The organism is Nostoc sp. (genome assembly GCF_036917755.1).
Taxonomy (GTDB): Bacteria; Cyanobacteriota; Cyanobacteriia; order Cyanobacteriales; family Nostocaceae; genus Nostoc.
Genome location: NZ_JBALFC010000112.1, coordinates 90,181 through 107,303 on the forward strand (window position 1 = coordinate 90,181; position 17,123 = coordinate 107,303).

Consider the following 17,123-nt stretch of genomic DNA (forward strand, 5'->3'; position numbering starts at 1 on the left):
AGCTCATCGAAGGTATCGCACTTATTTAGCAATTGGCACGGTCAACACCTTGATTAGCATAGGCTTGAGCCAAGTTAGGATTAATCTTTAGGGCTTGATTGTAATCTGCGATCGCACCAAAATATCACAGATTAAGATGCTCATAACTTCATCGGAAGCGATACCTTCGGTAAGCTTCGCTAACGCATCTGATGCCAAAATGGGAACCATAAGAAAAGAAGCTCGTACCATGCTTTGGTATGAAGCAAAGAAACGTAATACAGAAAAATTGTTATGCTGCGTCGCTAATACACACTTCTCGCCGAAGGTTATAGAATTTCATCCACCAGAACCGTACCACCCTCACAAAAATCTATACTGAGATGATAATCTTCAAGCAGCGCAGTTCCAATGAGTGGACGACGACCCATTGCTAGGGCTGCAATATTACGCTCCACACTATTCCATATAACTGTTGCCAAATAAACATCGGTTTCCACAGTGGAGTTGTTAGCGAGGTTTGCGTTGATGTTGATGAGGTAGGGCAAGCCAAGAGCAGCAATGACAGAAGGCGGCAAGGTTAAGAACCCTTCAAACCCTGTATCAATAACACATTCGATTTCTACACCTGAACCTTCTGGGGGAAGAATAATCACACTCATTCTTGCCTGAAGTCCAACTACAGTCCCGTGTATCACTGTGCCGTCCTGAGCAATGTACCACCAACTGCATAAACGGCATCAAAACCAATTCTTTCTCCCCAAAGTGCTGCATCGGTTTGCTTGGATCGTAATCGAAGACTCGTTTCGACTAAATCATCACCGATTTCGTAATCTCCTGTTTCAACATTAATCGAGATAATTTTGCCAATGTTCTCTTGTGTCTCAACTTTGGCACGGATACTTCTTTGATAGAGTTCCTTTCCACGTCGGGCAACTTCTTGGCTACTGAGCGTCGGGTGGGACATAAATAAATCGCCTGTTTAAGCTGCTAGATTCTTCGCTTCATTGTAGAGCAGAAGCTACAGAGGTTAGAGAGTAATGCTTGATTCTGTAGGAGGTAGGAGAGCGATCGCCTCAAAGCAGCAGAAGAGAAAAACGTTTAGGTTTATTCAATACAAACAGCTATCAGCAATTTACACCCTGATGCTCTAGACGGTTTGGGTAATAAAGTTGGGACAGCTTTTAGAAAATTTATTGAGCATTCTAAAGAAACAGGACTTTTTGTAATAGTTGATGAAGCTCACCATTCACCGGCTTATGGTTGCAGAAATTTATTGATTGGTGAAAAAGGACTTCGAGCGTTAGTACCCAATTCAAACATACTCGGTTTAACAGCTACACCAACTTATACAGATAAGGCTAAGAAAGGTTGGCTATGGAAAATATTTACAGATGGAGATAATGGAGTTATTTATCAAGCTGATAAAGAAACTTTAATAACACAATGTATTTTAGCTAGACCTAATTACATTGAAGTGTCAACTGGCATAGACATGGAAGTTGATGATAAATTATACGACCGATTAGTTAAGCAACATAAAGACCTTCCTGAATCAATTATCGAAATTCTTGCAGATAATAAACATAGAAACAATTTTATTGTAAACAGTTATGTGTCTAAAAAAGACAGTAAAGATACTTATGGTAAAACTATTATCTTTGCTGATCGTTGGTTTCAATGTGAATACATAAAGAATAAACTTGTTGAAAAAGGCATTAAAGCAGATGCCATTTATTCGCATATAGATGCTGATCCAGGTTCGGCAGATGCAAGAAATAAACGTAAAGAAGATGACAATAAAAGAATTTTAGATGATTTCAAAAGTAATAAGCTTGATGTTTTAATCAATGTAAGAATGTTAACAGAAGGGGTTGATGTTCCCAATGTTCAAACTGTATTTATTACTCGCCAAACAACAAGCTCAATTTTAATGACTCAAATGATTGGTAGAGCTTTACGTGGGAAAAAAGCAGGAGGGAGCAGTGATGAGGCAAATGTTATTTTGTTCTTCGATGACTGGAAACGTTTAATTGACTGGGTTAACCCAGAAGATGGCCATACTAAACCTGATCCTGGAAAGCCTGAAAAAGGAGAACATTATCCACTGGAATATATATCAATTCGTCTAATCGAAGAATTATCGAAGTCAATTGAGAATGATGGAGTTTATCCAATAGAATATAAGAAAATATTTCCTATTGGATGGTATAAAACTGAAATTGTATATGCTGACTCTGATAATAACAATGACTCAATGGAGCCATTTACTGAATTTGTCATGGTCTATGAACATACGCAATCCAAGTTTGAGGCTTTTATTAGCTCTATTACTGACCCAAAGTTACTAAAGTTACTAGATGAATGGTCTAAAGAGTATCTTGATGATGAATGGATGCAGCCTAAAGTTAAAGAATGGATAGATAAGTATTTTGACGATGAAACTGATGACATTGGCAGAAGACTTAGTTCAGATTTAATTAAGATTGTTCGTCACATCGCTCAAGATAATCTACATTCTACACCTCCGTATCACTCCTTTGAAGAAAGAGAAATCTATGACTTAGATAAAATTGCTGATGAGCTAATTAATTTTTCAAATCCACAACTAAACAACTATGTCAAGCAAGAGTTTTCAAAAGCTGGAATGTTGTGGGAAACTTTCTATAAAACACCAAATCGTCTTCTAATAGCCCTTCAGTTGGTTATCAATAAAATAATGACTGGTGGGGATGGTAGTAAAGCACCTACATCTACATCTACATCTACATCTACATCTCCACCTAAGAGAAACAACAGAGTACGGGAACTTATAGAAGGAGAAAAAGAAAAAGTAAAAATGCGAGACGGTTATGCTTGCCTATGTTGTGGAGTCAATACCGAAGGTAAATTACACATCGACCATATTAAACCGTTTTCTATGGGTGGGGAAACATCTGTAGAAAACTCACAAACTCTGTGTGTTATTTGCAATAGATGTAAAGGCAAGAATGAAATTGATTTTCGGTGTAAGACAACAAAATTGAATGATCCCAAAAATCTGGATTTATCATTTAGAACAGAAAGTCAACATTCTATAAGGACTCTAACAAGAATAGTTAATTTATTTTACCATTGCAAAGCAGTTGACAAAATAGAATGGGACAGATCCACTCGCGGCTATAGTATATATTTACACCCCGGCAATAATTGTAAATGGTTACTTAAACATAAAGTGGAACTTCTTAAATATGTTCAAGATAAGCTTGGTCGTCAGGCTAACAACATTGAAGTTACAACAATTGAATAAATGTAGCGAAAGGAGCGATCGCTAATCTCGGTCAAGCAATTCTGAACTAATTTGCTTCAAAACGTTGTAATCTGTGGATCGTAGAGTCTACACAGACGCGATGAAAATAAATCGGCACAAACCGGACGCGCCAAATCCTGAATGCCCAGTGCTGTATTTGCAGTCTTGCCCATGACCAAACACTATAAAAGTCAAAAAGCTTGAACAAAGACCGATCGCAACATTCAGCAGGAACTAGCTAAAAAATAGCGATCGCATTGACTATAGGTGCAGATTGTGAAGGGTTGACCCCTTAATCAATCAAGCTATTCAATCCCCGTTTCTTAACTAGGTGCAACAGCTTAAGAGCGGTGCCACTGGGATGCTTCTGACCGATTTCCCACTTTTGAACCGTTGATAGACTTGTATTCAAAATCGCAGCAAATACTGCTTGACTAACATGAGATGATTCGCGTATTTGCTTAATTTGCTTAGGTTCTAGCGGTTCAATCCCAGACAAGCACAGACAATCGAATTCACGCAACGTAGTCTGATCCATCAGTCCAGCCTTGTGCAGTCCCGTAGCCGTTTCGTGAACGGCTTCAAGAATCGCTGATTTCTTCTTCGGCATTGCAAATTACCTCCATCAATTCATCTTCCAGCTTGGCTTTTTCGAGATCCTCTAGCGTGTAAGATAACAGCACCGATGCCAGCTTTTTTAATGCTTCTTCTTCTTTTTTGTTAATGTTGCTGCGCTCGTTTTTCGGGAAGCCAAAAACAAAAAACCAGCGATCGCCCTTGTTGGTGGCGACTAGGGTACGAAAGCCACCACGCTTACCTTGTCGAGAGCGGGCAATCCGCTTTTTGAACAGTCCCCCGCCTAGATCGGCTTCGTAAAGTCCTGCCGTCATTTCGTTTACAGCCGCACAGAGGCTAAGCTCATTTAAACCCTCTTTACGTGCCCAACGGTCAAACCATCGGGTTTTGTAGATTATCATGATCTGGTCATTACCTTCGCTTATTATATAGCACTTGGTGCTATGCTTTGCCAGATCAATATCCTGATAGGTTTTGATAGATTTTTGTCTATTTAGAAGTCTCAAAAATGACGCGCCAAATTCTTAATACCCAATGCCCTATTCGCAGTCTTGCCCATGACGATCGCACTATAAAAGTCAAAAAGCTTAAACAAAGACTGATCACAACATTGAGCAGGGACTAGCTAAAAAATAGCGATCGCGCTAGCCTTGTCATCAAACATCGCGCCAAAATGTGAGATATTAAGATGCTCTTGACACACATGAGCTTTGCTAAACCCCTACAGTCTGGTCTTTGGGCATTTGGTAGCCGCAAAATAAAGCTCAAACTAACTGCGTCCACAAGTTATAAAGTATGTGTAGATAAAACAGCGAGTATATTGAGAAAAAATCTATGACAAACTACCAAGAAACCGTAACTAGTAACGAATCCGTCAATGAGCTAATTGCTGAGAGGACAAGCATTAACCATGTGGAGGTAATTGAAAATGTCATCGATTCTTTGGAAGAAGACGACAGTGCGATGGTTAGCCACACTCCAGAGGGTGGTCATCTCTGGAAGTTTAAGTACGGAAGTGTGCAAGTATTTGTCCAACTCAACGGGACAACCGATGAAGACACGATAACGGTTTGGTCTGCGGTGCTAAATTTACCTGCCAAAGATGAACCTAAGCTGATGCGTTATCTGTTGGAGTTGAACTGCTCCAGTACTTTTGAAGCGCGTTTTGGTATTATTGAAAACCGCGTGGTTGTGATATCAACACGCACGTTAGCGGAGTTATCTCCTGGCGAAGTGTCTCGGCTGATTACCGTTGTGGCAACGATCGCTGATAATAACGATGAAGCTTTACAAACTGAATTTGGTGCAACTTAAGGAATTTTGGATTTTGGATTTTGGATTTTGGATTTTGGATTTTGGATTTTAGATTTGGCTGTTGCTGCATCGGATGCATAGCAATCAAGTGTGGCGGCTAATTCCTTTGCTAGAGGCGCCTGGCAATGTGCAGATGGCGATTGACCTCTGGTTGCTAGAACAGCACCAGTCTGGAAAGCATCCGTCAACTCTGCGCTTTTATACTTGGTCGCCACCTGCTATTTCTCTCGGCTATCATCAACGCCAATACCCGGAATATTGGCAACATTTAACTTGGCAAGGGCAAAAACTGGATTTAGTACGGCGTCCGACTGGTGGACGGGCGGTGCTACATCAAGGTGATTTAACTTACGCTGTAGTCACATCTGGACTGACGGGTAATCGCCTCCAGGTGTATGAAATAATTTGTGAGTTTTTGATTCAAGGCTGGCGATCGCTAGGTGTAGAATTAGATTACGGTACGGCTGGGCGAGGTTACATCCACAACCCTAATTGTTTTGGCACCGCTACCAGTGCAGACTTAGTTTTGCCAGATGGTGGCAAACTTATTGGTAGCGCTCAACTGCGGCGTGGTGGGGCAATTTTGCAACATGGTTCAATCCGTTTGCGATCGGATGCTCAACTGTTCACTCAGGTATTTGGTGCAGAATCTTTTACGAATGTACAATTGCCTCAAAGTCTGAGTATTGAAAAGATTATTGCAGCTTTGGTTGCCGCAGCTAGTAATTATTTTGATATGCAGATAGAGGTGCAGCCACTTTCGCAATCTGAGTGGGAGAAAATTTTGGCGCATCAGCCCTGAATCTTGAGGGTAGAAGTCTCTTTTAGATACCCTGCTGTCACACAATCATCAATCAGTTGTAGAACAAACGGCCAAAGTTCCGGCGCACCTGTTTCTACTGGTGCTACCCGTATCATCACCTGATCGCGCCTAATGCCATGAATGCGCCAACTTCCGCCCCCATTTTGCTGATTGTGCAGCAAGGGTTGTATACGGTCTAGGGCTGCGGCAAACTTAGCAGTGGGTGTTTCTCCGGCTTCAAACTCATCCCAGAGTAAACGCAACTCGCTACCTTGATCTGCTGGCAAAAGTCCAAATAAGCGCAACGCTGCCTGTGCTTCTCGTTCTGCCTTGCTGTGATTACCCTGCACATCGTAACAAAAGGTGTCACCTGCATCAATTTCTACCAAATCGTGAATTAGCAGCATTTTGATCGCGTGGAATATATTAACACCCTCTGGGGCATATTCTGCTAGTGCGATCGCCATCATCGCTAAATGCCAAGAGTGTTCTGCACTATTTTCCCGGCGTGATCCATCAATAAGTAGGGTTTGACGCATCACCTGTTTCAATTGATCAATCTCGATGATGAACTGAATTTGTTGAGTCAGCCGATTGATTTGCACCTGAATTTCTGATTGTGGGTAGTGTTGACTCCATCTTGGACTGTAGCTGATTATCTCAAAAATTCCAGCGAATCTGCAAGTACTTTTTTTGCATACCAATTAAAAAGCGCCTGGGAGTGTTGCCGTGTTTCCACCCCAAACGCTTTTTATTTTTAACTTGCTCCTCACACAAATAAATAGTATCACTGCTTCAATCAAAAGGCGAGTATAGTGAGTGACACTTTCAGAACTGCACCGCCAATTTATATTTATATATGCAAATTAAAAAATGCCTGGGAGTGTTGCCGTGTTTCCACCCCAGGCATTTCTTATTCTCAACTTGCTCCTCACACACAAATAAACAATATCACTACTTCTCTCAAAGGGCAAGTATATTGAGTGACACTTTCAAAACTGTACGAGCAATCCAATTTCTGACAAATTAAAAAGCGCTTGGGAGTGTTGCCGTGTTTCCACCCCAGGCGCTCTTTATTTTTAACTTGCTCCTCACACACGACTCTACGATATCACTGCTTCTATCAAAGGGCAAGTATATTGAGTGACACTTTCAAAACTGCACACTTTACGGTCAATAATCTAGTGTAAAAAATGACGTACACCAGTTAAGACCATAACTAAACCCAGTTCGTTAGCAGCTTTGACGGAATCTTTATCGCGCAAACTTCCCCCAGGTTGGACAATGGCTGTAATTCCTGCTGCTGCGGCTGTTCTGACTGAATCATCAAAGGGGAAGAATCCATCGCTGGCGAGAATTGCACCTTTGGCTTTTTCTCCAGCTTGTTCTAGGGCAATTTTAACTGAGCCGACGCGGTTCATTTGACCAGCACCTACTCCTAGTGTAGTGCGATCGCTTGTCACAACAATGGCATTAGATTTAACGTGTTTGCAAACTTTCCAAGCAAACAGCAATTCGGCTAATTCGCTGTCGGTGGGTTGACGTTCGGTGACTACTTGCCATTGACTGGTGTCAGCAATCACATCATCGCTAGCTTGGACAAGGAAACCACCTGCGATCGCTTTCACTGTATCCTTAGAACCACTGCTCAAATCAGCTAGAGTCAAAACCCGCACGTTAGATTTTTTGCCAAGGATTTCTTGAGCTTCTGCATCACAACTTGGTGCAACCACACATTCTAAAAATGTTTTGGTTAACTCACTAGCTGTAGCCGCATCAATCGGGCGGTTGAGTGCGACAATCCCACCAAAAGCAGAAGTAGAGTCAGCGTTGAAAGCTTTTTGATAGGCTTCTGAAATAGTGCTTCCCAGCGCTGTACCACAGGGATTTGTATGTTTAATAATCGTTGCTGCTGGGGTATCAGTGAATTCAGCAATAATTCGGCGTGCGGCTTCTAAATCAACTAAGTTATTGTAACTAAGTTCTTTGCCTTGTAATTTCGTTGCGGCTGTCCATCCCGTTGGAGTAATACCAGTTTGATACCAAGCGGCGGGTTGATGGGGATTCTCGCCGTAACGCAGAGATTGCAATTGTGTACCGCTAAGGTTGTAATTTTCTGTTCCTGCGAGATAAGATGCGATCGCTTGATCATAACTAGCAGTATGCGAAAATCCTTTTAATGCCGCCTTTTGCCGAAACTCTAGGGATGCTTCGCCGTTATTTTGGCGTAATTCCTCCAAATACTCGTCATACTGTGCTGGATCGCATAATACAGCCAGATGAGCGAAGTTTTTCGATGATGCTCGTAGCATAGCCGGGCCACCGATATCAATTTGCTCAACAGCTTGGGATAATGTTACTCCTGGTTTAGCGATCGTTTCCTCAAAAGGATATAGATTCACCACCACTAAATCAATCGGGCGAATTTGGTTATTTTCTAAATCTGTAATATCTTGGGGAACATCTCGCCGCGCCAAAATTCCGCCATGAATTCGCGGATGCAGCGTTTTGACTCGACCACCTAAAATTTCTGGTGAACCTGTATAATCTGCAACTTTGGTAACAGGGAGTCCCGCATCTTTGAGGGCTTGAGCTGTTCCCCCACTGCTGATTAAATCAAAGTCGAATTCTTCAACCAAGCTACGGGCTAGGTCAATTAAACCAGTTTTGTTAGATACACTCAGCAGGGCTAGACGCGCCATTGATCAATTCCTTAAAAATAGGCTGGAAGCGAAGGATCTCAAGTTTTACATAAGCCTTACTTTAGTTCAAGATCATTAGGGATAATAACGTTAATAACCATCTGATTATCAATTTTATCTATTAAGATCGCTACAGATGGCAGGCATTGTCGCAGGCCAACATCTATTCTTCATCTTCTTCTTGCTCTTGCATAATATCTAATTGACTCGTGTAATTAATATATTCTTCATGATATTCGCGCTGTTCTAGTAGCCTTTCAACTCCATCAATATTAATCCTTTGTAAAATCTCTCTTGCAGCTTTCATACCTATTTTATTCATTACCAGACTTTTTTTAGTTGACGAAGTTTCTAATAATCCTTCTGCCTCTAAAGCATGAATTATCTCAAAATCAAATCCATTCCAACAGCTAACGCCAGTAAAATTTTCTTTAGATTTTTCACGATTATTGTTAAGGTAGCGGTTGTGTTGATCTCCACTTGAAAGGTATATAATCATTAGATATAAATCTTTCATTACTGCGTAATGCTCCATAAAAATCCTTAAACTTTCTTGTTGTACTTCAAATTCATCTGCAAGATTACAAGCTCTACTATAGGCTTCTTGTTGATTCTTGTAAAACCAAGTAGTTTTTATTAAGTCTGGTTCTTTAGTACACTCTGCTAGAAAATTTTTGCCAAAAATATCTGATTCTGGAAGTTCAAAAACAGTAATTTTCCAATCTTTTATGTTTTTACTAAAGATTTCTTTTTTATTTGTCAGCAATCTTTGTGTTTCTGCTTGCTCTTTAGCTTTCTTTTCTAACAACAGTTGTTCGCGTTCTGCTTGTTCTCTAGCCTGTTTAATTTCATAGGCATCATTAGGAATATTTAGCTTCTTATTAACCTCTTCCCAGAATTCACTATCTTTCGCATATATACCTTTTTTAGTCAAGTTATCAATAAATTCTTGACCACAGACTTGAATAGCATTTTTTTTCAATGCTGGTAAGTTAGTAAATGCTTCAAAATTATTTTTATCCATTTTTGCTTTTTAGAAAAAATTAAAATTTATATTATTTCTTTTCTGTTTATAAATTTATATTCATTAAGTTTCCCCTGATCTTTTCAAAGAAACACATTATCATGTAAAAAATTATTTAATGTAAAAAATCTTAAGAAAAGTATTATAAACGTAAAATACAAGTATCTTGACAGATTAGACACATTTAAGATAAATAAAAATATAGAGTCCATTTGCTGAGACTGTAAAGTTCAGGCAAATGAAGCAGTCGTAATACTGAAAATTACAAAGGAAATAATTATGCCTTCACAAGGTACTGGCGCTAACGTTGACCCGCGATCGCTTAAGCCTTCTATTGACCTCGCTACAGTCATAGAGCTACTTGCTCAAGCTATTTCTCCTAGCAGTAATCAGGCAAATACTGACCAGCTAAACCCTAGAGGGATGGAGCTGTTTGAATTTGATGACAAACAGAATAAACGCCTGAGAATAAGTACTTCAGCCGTTATGTATCGGCTATTTGCACAAGCTAAATTTAAAGAAGCTTTTAAACCTGCTCCTGGCGGTGGGTTTATTCAAGATTTATCGATGCCAGCTTATGGAAATAGGTCGCGCGTTGGCGGCTGTTTGAGTGATGGCAATGCTACAAAGTTACCTGGTGCGATAGACAGATTAATGGCTGCTATTGACCAAGCACTCAATACTGCTGTGCCTTCCGACAGCTTATTATCCACATTGCTGTTAGATGACCCTGATAAGCAACTCAAACATCTTGCTAAAAAAGCAGGTACGTCTTTCCAAAATATAGCCAATACTGCCAACCTCATACATATAGCATTTCAAGCTGGAGATACTAAAGATAACAAGTCTGTGGCGACGGTTATTTGTGCGCGCGAACGAGTTGAAAATACTGATTATTTTGAGCAAATGTGCAGTGCTGCCACAGAATATTTAGAAAACGAACTTGACAATGATGAAGATAATGTTAATTCATCGATCACAACTTTGAAAGAAGAAAAAAATCGATACGATAGCCAAATTCAGCGTTTTTTAAATTTCATAGACGACGAAGCATTGTCACGCGTCCGATTGACAATTAGCTTTCGGATTATGGAAGCGATCGCAGAAAATGCCCGCTCAAGTCACGACCCAGATTACCAACTTTTAGTAGAGTATGTCAATCGAATACTCACTCTAGTTGAATCTGCTCAAGAAGAAGGCTATACGGTTGATTTAACGGCTCATTTCGGTAGTGCAGCTGAGTTCGACTTGGCAGATGAACTTAGCAAAGCGACCTTTTATTATTGTCTAGCTGTTTGGCCTGAGTGGAAAACTCAAATTTTCGAGCAAAAGACTAAAAATCAAGTAGAGCGTGAAGTAAGTTATCGTTTTCGAGTCAATGGGGAAAATCCAGAATTAGGCAAACCTGCTTTTGAAGTACGACTCGATCAAATTAGAGAATATTTACTGAGTAATGATGAATCTTCCTTACAAAAACCTTGGGAAATTTGTCGTCGTTTAGCTCAACTGATCTTTTTGGCTGTCGTCGTTCCCAAAAAGGACGAGGAACCGCTAACTAAAGAATCACTAACAGATATGGTGAATCAACTCCTAGCAAATTTTAAATCGCAGGGTACAGAAGCTATTCGCCAGACTTTAGAAGAATTACAGGAACGCTCCGAGTCAATGAAGTCTATTGCCAAGGCTCTGAAGGAAGTACTGCGCGACAGGAACCAAAAAGTCATATCTCAAGTTCAGGATCGCTCCTCACAACAATTCATCTGTGTAAAAAGCAGCATAATTAATTGGGATCGCCTAGAAGGTGCAACATTGGGTGTGAGAAAGTTGCTTGTAGAGCCACAAGAAAATTCCAGCGAAAAGGTTGAATGGTTCAAACATATTGAAATTTGTGAGCAACCAGCAACATCAGGACTTCTTTTCTCGGTTAAAGTTACTGCCGAGCTTTCGGAGTATGACTTAAAAACTAAAGATACACTAAGTCAATTACGGGCAAAGCGTTTATTGCCACAGAAACTCCTCCAAGTTTGTTGGGTTCCTCGTTCTTGGCAGAGGGGAGAAGATCGTCAATGGACTTATGAGCTATCTACAAATGCTTCTCAATTTGCTGGGTGGGCATTATCAGCCGCAATCATAGTGGAATACGATGTTGAAACTGTGAGGCGGCGAGCAAATACAAGAGAATCTGAGGAAAATAAGCAGTATCATGCAGCCGCAGTTACCGCCTTTGCTGTGCTAGTTTACTGCTGTTTATGGCGGATTATTACACGATTGCAAAAACGTGGTCAGAAGGAAAAATCGGTTGACTTTACAACCTTAATGCTGCGACTGCAAGAAACAGGAAAACAACTAGATGAAGATAAGGACAAGAGCGGCGATGCTTACGTTTACGCAGCCGCCCAAACCTTGGAAGCCATACTAGGTGAAGATACCCCGATCCGAATGCAGGGACTTATTCTAGATAATTTGGTGAAACAACCCAAAAAAACGCAAGATTTTATTAAATCTGGTACTTTTAAGGCGTTTTTAAGTGCGTTTCCACTTTGCATTAGTAGCCCAGATTCTCATTCAGCCCCCAAGATTGGTTTAATTTCATACGCCAGCCGTCCCTGTAACGAGGGAAATTTTCCCAATGATGAAGAAAAGGCTTATCTTTTTCTCACTCAAAGTTATATTGCCACAGCCGTTAGTGAACCGTTTATCGGTTATGAACTGAAAAGAGAACGGATGCAGTCTGATGTGCTTGATTCTCCAGAACATCTGAAAACGCAACGCCTAGTTCAAGAAGAAATTCGTCATCTTAAAGCCCAAGGATGTCAGCACATTATTTTATTAGCTCATGCCTATGGCGATCGCCGCATTAATCGAGCCGCAGATTACAATTCTTCTTTAATACCTACAGAATTTTTAGAAGAAGTCTTTCAAACGTTTCCTGATATCAACATTTACCCAATGGTGCGGGATGTATTTCCGGCTACACGCTTGCGCGATCGCGGTTACAGTGAAGCGGCATTTGAAATTTTGCAAGCTGGAGATCATTCAGATTTTCAGCGCTCTGTTAGGGCAGACTACTTTCGTAATTTAATTCCGGTTTATACTTTTGCCACACTTTATGCTATCCAAGCAGAAGAGCGCCTACAATCTGGTTTCTGCATTTATTTCTTAGTATCAGATGGAAAAGTTAGCAATATTAACTGGACTGAACGCGCTCGTCAGCATTTGATTAATCCTGATTCAGACTCTCGTATTCATCCTTGCTTACTAGCTGTACTACGGGGCTTGCATTTTATTGAAGCTGAACGAGGTGTGTACAAAAGTCAACTTAGCCCAGTACTAGATCCATTTAGTTGGATATCGCCTAATACAGTTGAAGAGGCTGGTGAAGTCAAAGTTCTCCATAACCGCCGCAAAGGACAGGTATTACTTAATTATCGCGCTGTACTTACCCACGTTTCTCAAGTTCTGCACAGGAAGTAATGGAATCATCCTTTCTACAACAAGCCTCTATTTGGGGGCAGGTATTTGAAATTGCTGTTAAACGCGGTGTTTTACAACAGTTGATTCACAGAAACTTACTGTTGAACGATCATCCTGTTCTCCAGCCTTGGCAATCTCACAAAAATGCAGATGTCTCCCAGCAACTAGTGAAAGCATTCAAAATAACAGATCCCAATAACAAAGAATGGGTGGAAACAATGCTGCGTCATCTGCTGGTACTCGGCTATGGTTTAGGTTGGACAGCAATGCGTGAGTGTCTCAACCACAGTCAAATTAGACAACCTAAACTAGAAGCAATTTGGTGTCCGTTGACACTCCCAGGTCAGCAAATGCAACGGGATGAAGAAAAAGAAGAGACAGCAAAAGCATTTCAAGAAGCTTTCAAACTACCAGGAAAACCAGATGAGAACTTAGTCAACCGAGGACAACCAGCCAGAGCCGATTTTATTTTATGGCTGTCCAACGAATCTAGTTTCCCTAAAGATGGGAAAACTGCCTTCTCTCAGCCAAAAAATCCAAAACACAAAAAAATTGAAAACTTAATTCTCTGTTTGGAATTTTCCTATAACGCACCCATCAAATTTGCAGATTTTCAAAAAGAAGCCCCTCATAGAGAAGAAATGAGTCGCTATGCGCGTTACATTGAATCGCGGGGGGTCTTCTCTAGAGTTTGTGCAGAGGTGGAGGGTGAAGAGTTTTTACTTTCTAAAAGGTTGGAAAATTTTCTTTCAGCATTTAGTGGTCAAGATAAACCATTATTTAAGCTCTGTCAGGCATCATCTTATACCGATCGCCTGATTCATCTGTTGCGCGTGCATAAGCGATTAGAAGGAAGTTGTCATGCTAGAGCGATCGCTGTCACATCCAATGGTATTGAAAGTCTTACGGCTCAATTCTTCGGTGTGGAACCTGAACCAGATACTAGAGCCAAGTTAATGCAATCATTGGGAAAAGCATATCGTAATACTAAACATTCAAATGATGATGTGCCACTGGATCTAGATGCAGAAATTCGTTTGGTGTTCAGAAAGTTAGTGCGATCGCTACCCTCTGCTTTTAAAGAACAAGCACAACATCTAGCTGAAAAACCAACTCTAGGTCAATACTCTCACTTTCTTTTTCATGAGAATGTGACGGATTTTTACAACCCAATGGGTGAAATTAGCAAGACTGAGGCGATCGCATCTATTGAAGAGCATGACGCATTACTTGAGTTCTTTGGAGGCAATCCTGTTACACGAATTGCCGATTGTATCAATGAAATCAATCCCGATAAGGCAACAATTCCTCTGCGACAAGTACACGAGGCAGCAGTATTTGCTGGTATAACTGCTGCTCAAGTCGGTAAAATTAACGTCCTAGCTTTGGAAGGAAATCCGGGTATTGGTAAAACGACTGCTGTGATGAAATTTCTCAAGCAGCAGGATAAAGGTTTCTTATTTTTGTATCTCAGTCCGCGAGTTGTAATTAATCGAGATGTGACGGACAAACTTGCTAGAGAAAATGAGCAGCCTACTGGGATATTAACCATCACCAGCAATAAAAATTTGATTGATGCAGCTCCCGAATGGTATAAAAAACAGGTTCAGCAAAACAACTTTCCACCTCGCTTGATCGATAGTGGCGTTGTTGTCGATGGTATCGAAAAACTCACACGTCCTGATGAGCATATCTTCTTCCTCACCCCAGAACAAGAACATGATATTGATTGCAATATAGTCGGCTCGACTCGGTTCAAACGTCGCCTCAACGAACGGGATTACAGCGTAGAATCGCTTAAAAGTCCTGGTGTATTGGGTACCATAGCAAAGTCAGCCCGAATATTGCTCAAAGCCAATCCCCAAGTTAATCAACTGGTGATGACTGCTGCTATCCAAGGTTATCGGACGCTTAACGATCAATCAACCACAGTTAATGCCTTCAGCAATTTGTTTGCAAAAAAAGCTGATACAAAGCCTGGAAAAAAGGAACGTTCAGAGTTTGCAGCGCGGATTCCCACTATAGTTGTCATGGTAGACGAACTGGCTGGTGATGGAGCAGGAGCGCCCTTTGTCCGCAAGTTAGCAGAATGGTTGCAACAGCAGTTTATTCAACCGTTTGAGACAACTCCATCCCCGTTTAAAATTGTGCTGATTCTTGCTGATGCCTCACTCAGTAATGAAGTTGTGTTGGATAGCTTTTTGAACTCAGGCGATCGCGCTCCTGATAAAATTCTAATAAGTCAAAGTCGAGGTGAAGCGCCGTTTCGGGTGACAGGCACTCATACAAAAATTGGCCTCAGAAAACACCCAACGTTACACGTCATGACAAATAGCTATCCCGCCAGTAAACTCAGTATTGACTACAGTATTAGGCTGTCGTCCATTAAACCAGGTCAAAACAGTGACGGCACAGAGCAGACAATTAGACAAGCAATTCGAGAAAAATCAGAAGAGGAATCGCTAACAAATGCCTACTTAGAAATCAAGGCTGGGTTACAACAGGGAGCAGAGCAGTTAATTTTCTTTGCTCAGGATAAAGCTTTTCTGCGCCAGTTGCAGGAAAAATTGACCACTGGTAAAGAAGCTCTGGTAAACAGAGAACAGGTGGAGGTTTTGGATCAAAGTGTATCACCCGATCGGCGATTGCAATTAGTAAAGCCGCCACGACGAGATGAAGTCCGAGTTTTCCTTATGACTTCTTCAGGCGCAAGAGGTGTTTCTTTCCCGAAAACAGATTGCATTATAGCTGCAATTCCCCGATTTAATATTGAAGCTGCTTTAATGGAAGTCGCGCAATTAATTTATCGTGGTCGAGGAATGTATACAAATCTAGAAACCGGAATGGAAGTTTCTGGAGATGACAAAGATAGACGGTTAGTTATGCTCATCAATGATTTCATTATTGAAAGAGAGGACATTGACCCCAAAAGACTATGGCTGCGTCAGTCAAGCGATTTATTGACTTTACTGGTAATGTTGCGCTCTACAATTCATACCCGCATCAAAGGTGATGCAGGACTTAATAAAAACCGAATTGCATTTGTCCCTGTTGGCTCTGTTGGGAATGAAGAATTGTTGCGTTTAATGTCTGATGATGTCTTAGATTTCTTGCATGAAGCTAAAGTTTTTATCCGCGATAGTCACCCCCAAGACGCTAAAGCTATTGTGGGCAAAGCAGATCAGTTAATCGGAAAAATCTTTAAACATTTTGACTTGAGAGGTCAATCATTAGACAGAAATGCCAAGTCGTATGCAAATTATCAAACTTTACAAGCTTTGACCAAAACTGTTTCTAGGATTTCGAGCCGATTATTGCCATCTTTAGATAACGATGAGCTAAAGATACCGGATAATCTAACTTGTATCGGCCCTTTCTGGATAGAAGACTGGAGCGATCGCCAAACTGAAGAAATATTTAGCTTTGAAGCATGGAAAGCTGAGGTTAAACAAAATAGCAGTCATCTTTTAGGATTACTAAAAGAAATTGCCGAAAGTAAGAAGTTCAAATTTCCCTCAAAACTCAAACGTCCTGCCAACGAACTGTATAAACTATTGAGTCGGGAACAACAGGGATTTGTGATTGAATCTTCCACACGTCAAGCATTAAAAACTAAAAACATAGTTATTGGCTTACCTCTAGACTATCCCCATTTCTGGGATGAACAATCAGAAGATGATATGCGCCAACAGGTATTAGAAGATCCGCAAGCTTGGAGAAGTGCGCTAGGACGCTCCCTAACTCCTCAAGGATTAACTATACCCGTAGTATCTCACTATCGAACATTTCCTTGGGTAGCTGTAGCAGGTAGACGGATTTTTACACAATTAGAAACAGTTTTTAGCGATCGCTATTTTATGGCATCCAGTGAATTGAATCTTCTGAACACCATCCTGCTTGAAGATGAAGCAGATAACAAATAGTTAATGTACGCTTAAGAATTACTTAGTACAAAATTTCACA

At 40.7% G+C, this 17,123-nt stretch carries 14 protein-coding genes; 5 read left to right on the forward strand and 9 right to left on the reverse strand.

What is annotated here, in order from left to right; genetic code table 11:
* Positions 1-25: 25 nt before the first annotated feature.
* The 4 genes from V7L05_RS25015 to V7L05_RS25030 all read right to left on the reverse strand — a co-directional run bounded on the left by V7L05_RS25015 (position 26) and on the right by V7L05_RS25030 (position 946).
* Complete coding sequence (locus V7L05_RS25015; RefSeq protein ID WP_335168119.1) at positions 26-112, reverse strand: hypothetical protein; 87 nt, start codon at positions 110-112, stop codon at positions 26-28.
* Positions 88-210 carry a hypothetical protein gene (locus tag V7L05_RS25020; protein ID WP_335168080.1) on the reverse strand — a complete coding sequence of 41 codons (123 nt, stop codon included), beginning with the start codon at positions 208-210 and terminating at the stop codon, positions 88-90. The genes V7L05_RS25015 and V7L05_RS25020 overlap by 25 nt, the downstream gene beginning before the upstream one ends.
* Before the next feature lie 98 nt (positions 211-308).
* Complete coding sequence (locus V7L05_RS25025) at positions 309-677, reverse strand: clan AA aspartic protease (protein WP_334706161.1); 369 nt, start codon at positions 675-677, stop codon at positions 309-311.
* Positions 674-946, reverse strand: coding sequence for a hypothetical protein (locus V7L05_RS25030; RefSeq protein WP_194003525.1), 273 nt, complete (start codon positions 944-946; stop codon positions 674-676). The genes V7L05_RS25025 and V7L05_RS25030 overlap by 4 nt, the downstream gene beginning before the upstream one ends.
* Positions 947-1,138: 192 nt before the next feature.
* On the opposite strand from V7L05_RS25030, the gene V7L05_RS25035 reads away from it, so the two are divergent.
* Positions 1,139-3,268, forward strand: coding sequence for a helicase-related protein (locus V7L05_RS25035; protein WP_335168083.1), 2,130 nt, complete (start codon positions 1,139-1,141; stop codon positions 3,266-3,268).
* Between the two features lie 292 nt (positions 3,269-3,560).
* Here the strand turns inward: V7L05_RS25035 and V7L05_RS25040 are convergent, their stop codons facing one another.
* Together V7L05_RS25040 and V7L05_RS25045 are read right to left on the reverse strand one after the other, a co-directional pair.
* Positions 3,561-3,878, reverse strand: a complete 318-nt coding sequence (locus V7L05_RS25040; protein WP_335168086.1) for a helix-turn-helix domain-containing protein — start codon at positions 3,876-3,878, stop codon at positions 3,561-3,563.
* Positions 3,850-4,245 (reverse strand): type II toxin-antitoxin system RelE/ParE family toxin, encoded by a 396-nt coding sequence (locus tag V7L05_RS25045; RefSeq protein ID WP_335168088.1) that lies wholly within the window; start codon positions 4,243-4,245, stop codon positions 3,850-3,852. Before V7L05_RS25045 ends, V7L05_RS25040 begins: the two co-directional genes overlap by 29 nt.
* A 433-nt stretch (positions 4,246-4,678) precedes the next feature.
* Here V7L05_RS25045 and V7L05_RS25050 point away from each other — a divergent pair, with 433 nt between their 5' ends.
* Positions 4,679-5,158, forward strand: a complete 480-nt coding sequence (locus tag V7L05_RS25050) for a YbjN domain-containing protein (protein WP_335168090.1) — start codon at positions 4,679-4,681, stop codon at positions 5,156-5,158.
* Between the two features lie 73 nt (positions 5,159-5,231).
* On the forward strand, positions 5,232-5,960 hold the full coding sequence (locus V7L05_RS25055) for a lipoate--protein ligase family protein (protein ID WP_335168092.1): 729 nt from the start codon (positions 5,232-5,234) through the stop codon (positions 5,958-5,960).
* Here the strand turns inward: V7L05_RS25055 and V7L05_RS25060 are convergent.
* The 3 genes from V7L05_RS25060 to V7L05_RS25070 form a co-directional block, all read right to left on the reverse strand.
* Positions 5,951-6,565 (reverse strand): HD domain-containing protein, encoded by a 615-nt coding sequence (locus V7L05_RS25060; RefSeq protein WP_335168094.1) that lies wholly within the window; start codon positions 6,563-6,565, stop codon positions 5,951-5,953. The two genes, V7L05_RS25055 and V7L05_RS25060, sit on opposite strands and share 10 nt — an antisense overlap.
* 576 nt (positions 6,566-7,141) lie before the next feature.
* Positions 7,142-8,662 (reverse strand): bifunctional phosphoribosylaminoimidazolecarboxamide formyltransferase/IMP cyclohydrolase, encoded by a 1,521-nt coding sequence (purH, locus tag V7L05_RS25065; RefSeq protein WP_335168096.1) that lies wholly within the window; start codon positions 8,660-8,662, stop codon positions 7,142-7,144.
* A 163-nt stretch (positions 8,663-8,825) separates the two neighbouring features.
* Positions 8,826-9,686, reverse strand: coding sequence for a DUF6429 family protein (locus V7L05_RS25070; protein WP_335168098.1), 861 nt, complete (start codon positions 9,684-9,686; stop codon positions 8,826-8,828).
* 279 nt (positions 9,687-9,965) lie between these two features.
* Here V7L05_RS25070 and V7L05_RS25075 point away from each other — a divergent pair, with 279 nt between their 5' ends.
* Both V7L05_RS25075 and V7L05_RS25080 read left to right on the forward strand, forming a co-directional pair.
* Positions 9,966-13,160 (forward strand): hypothetical protein, encoded by a 3,195-nt coding sequence (locus tag V7L05_RS25075; protein WP_335168100.1) that lies wholly within the window; start codon positions 9,966-9,968, stop codon positions 13,158-13,160.
* Entirely contained in the window at positions 13,160-17,083 is a 3,924-nt protein-coding gene (locus V7L05_RS25080) for a helicase-related protein (protein WP_335168102.1), read from the forward strand. Before V7L05_RS25075 ends, V7L05_RS25080 begins: the two co-directional genes overlap by 1 nt.
* The last annotated feature ends 40 nt before the right edge of the window (positions 17,084-17,123 follow it).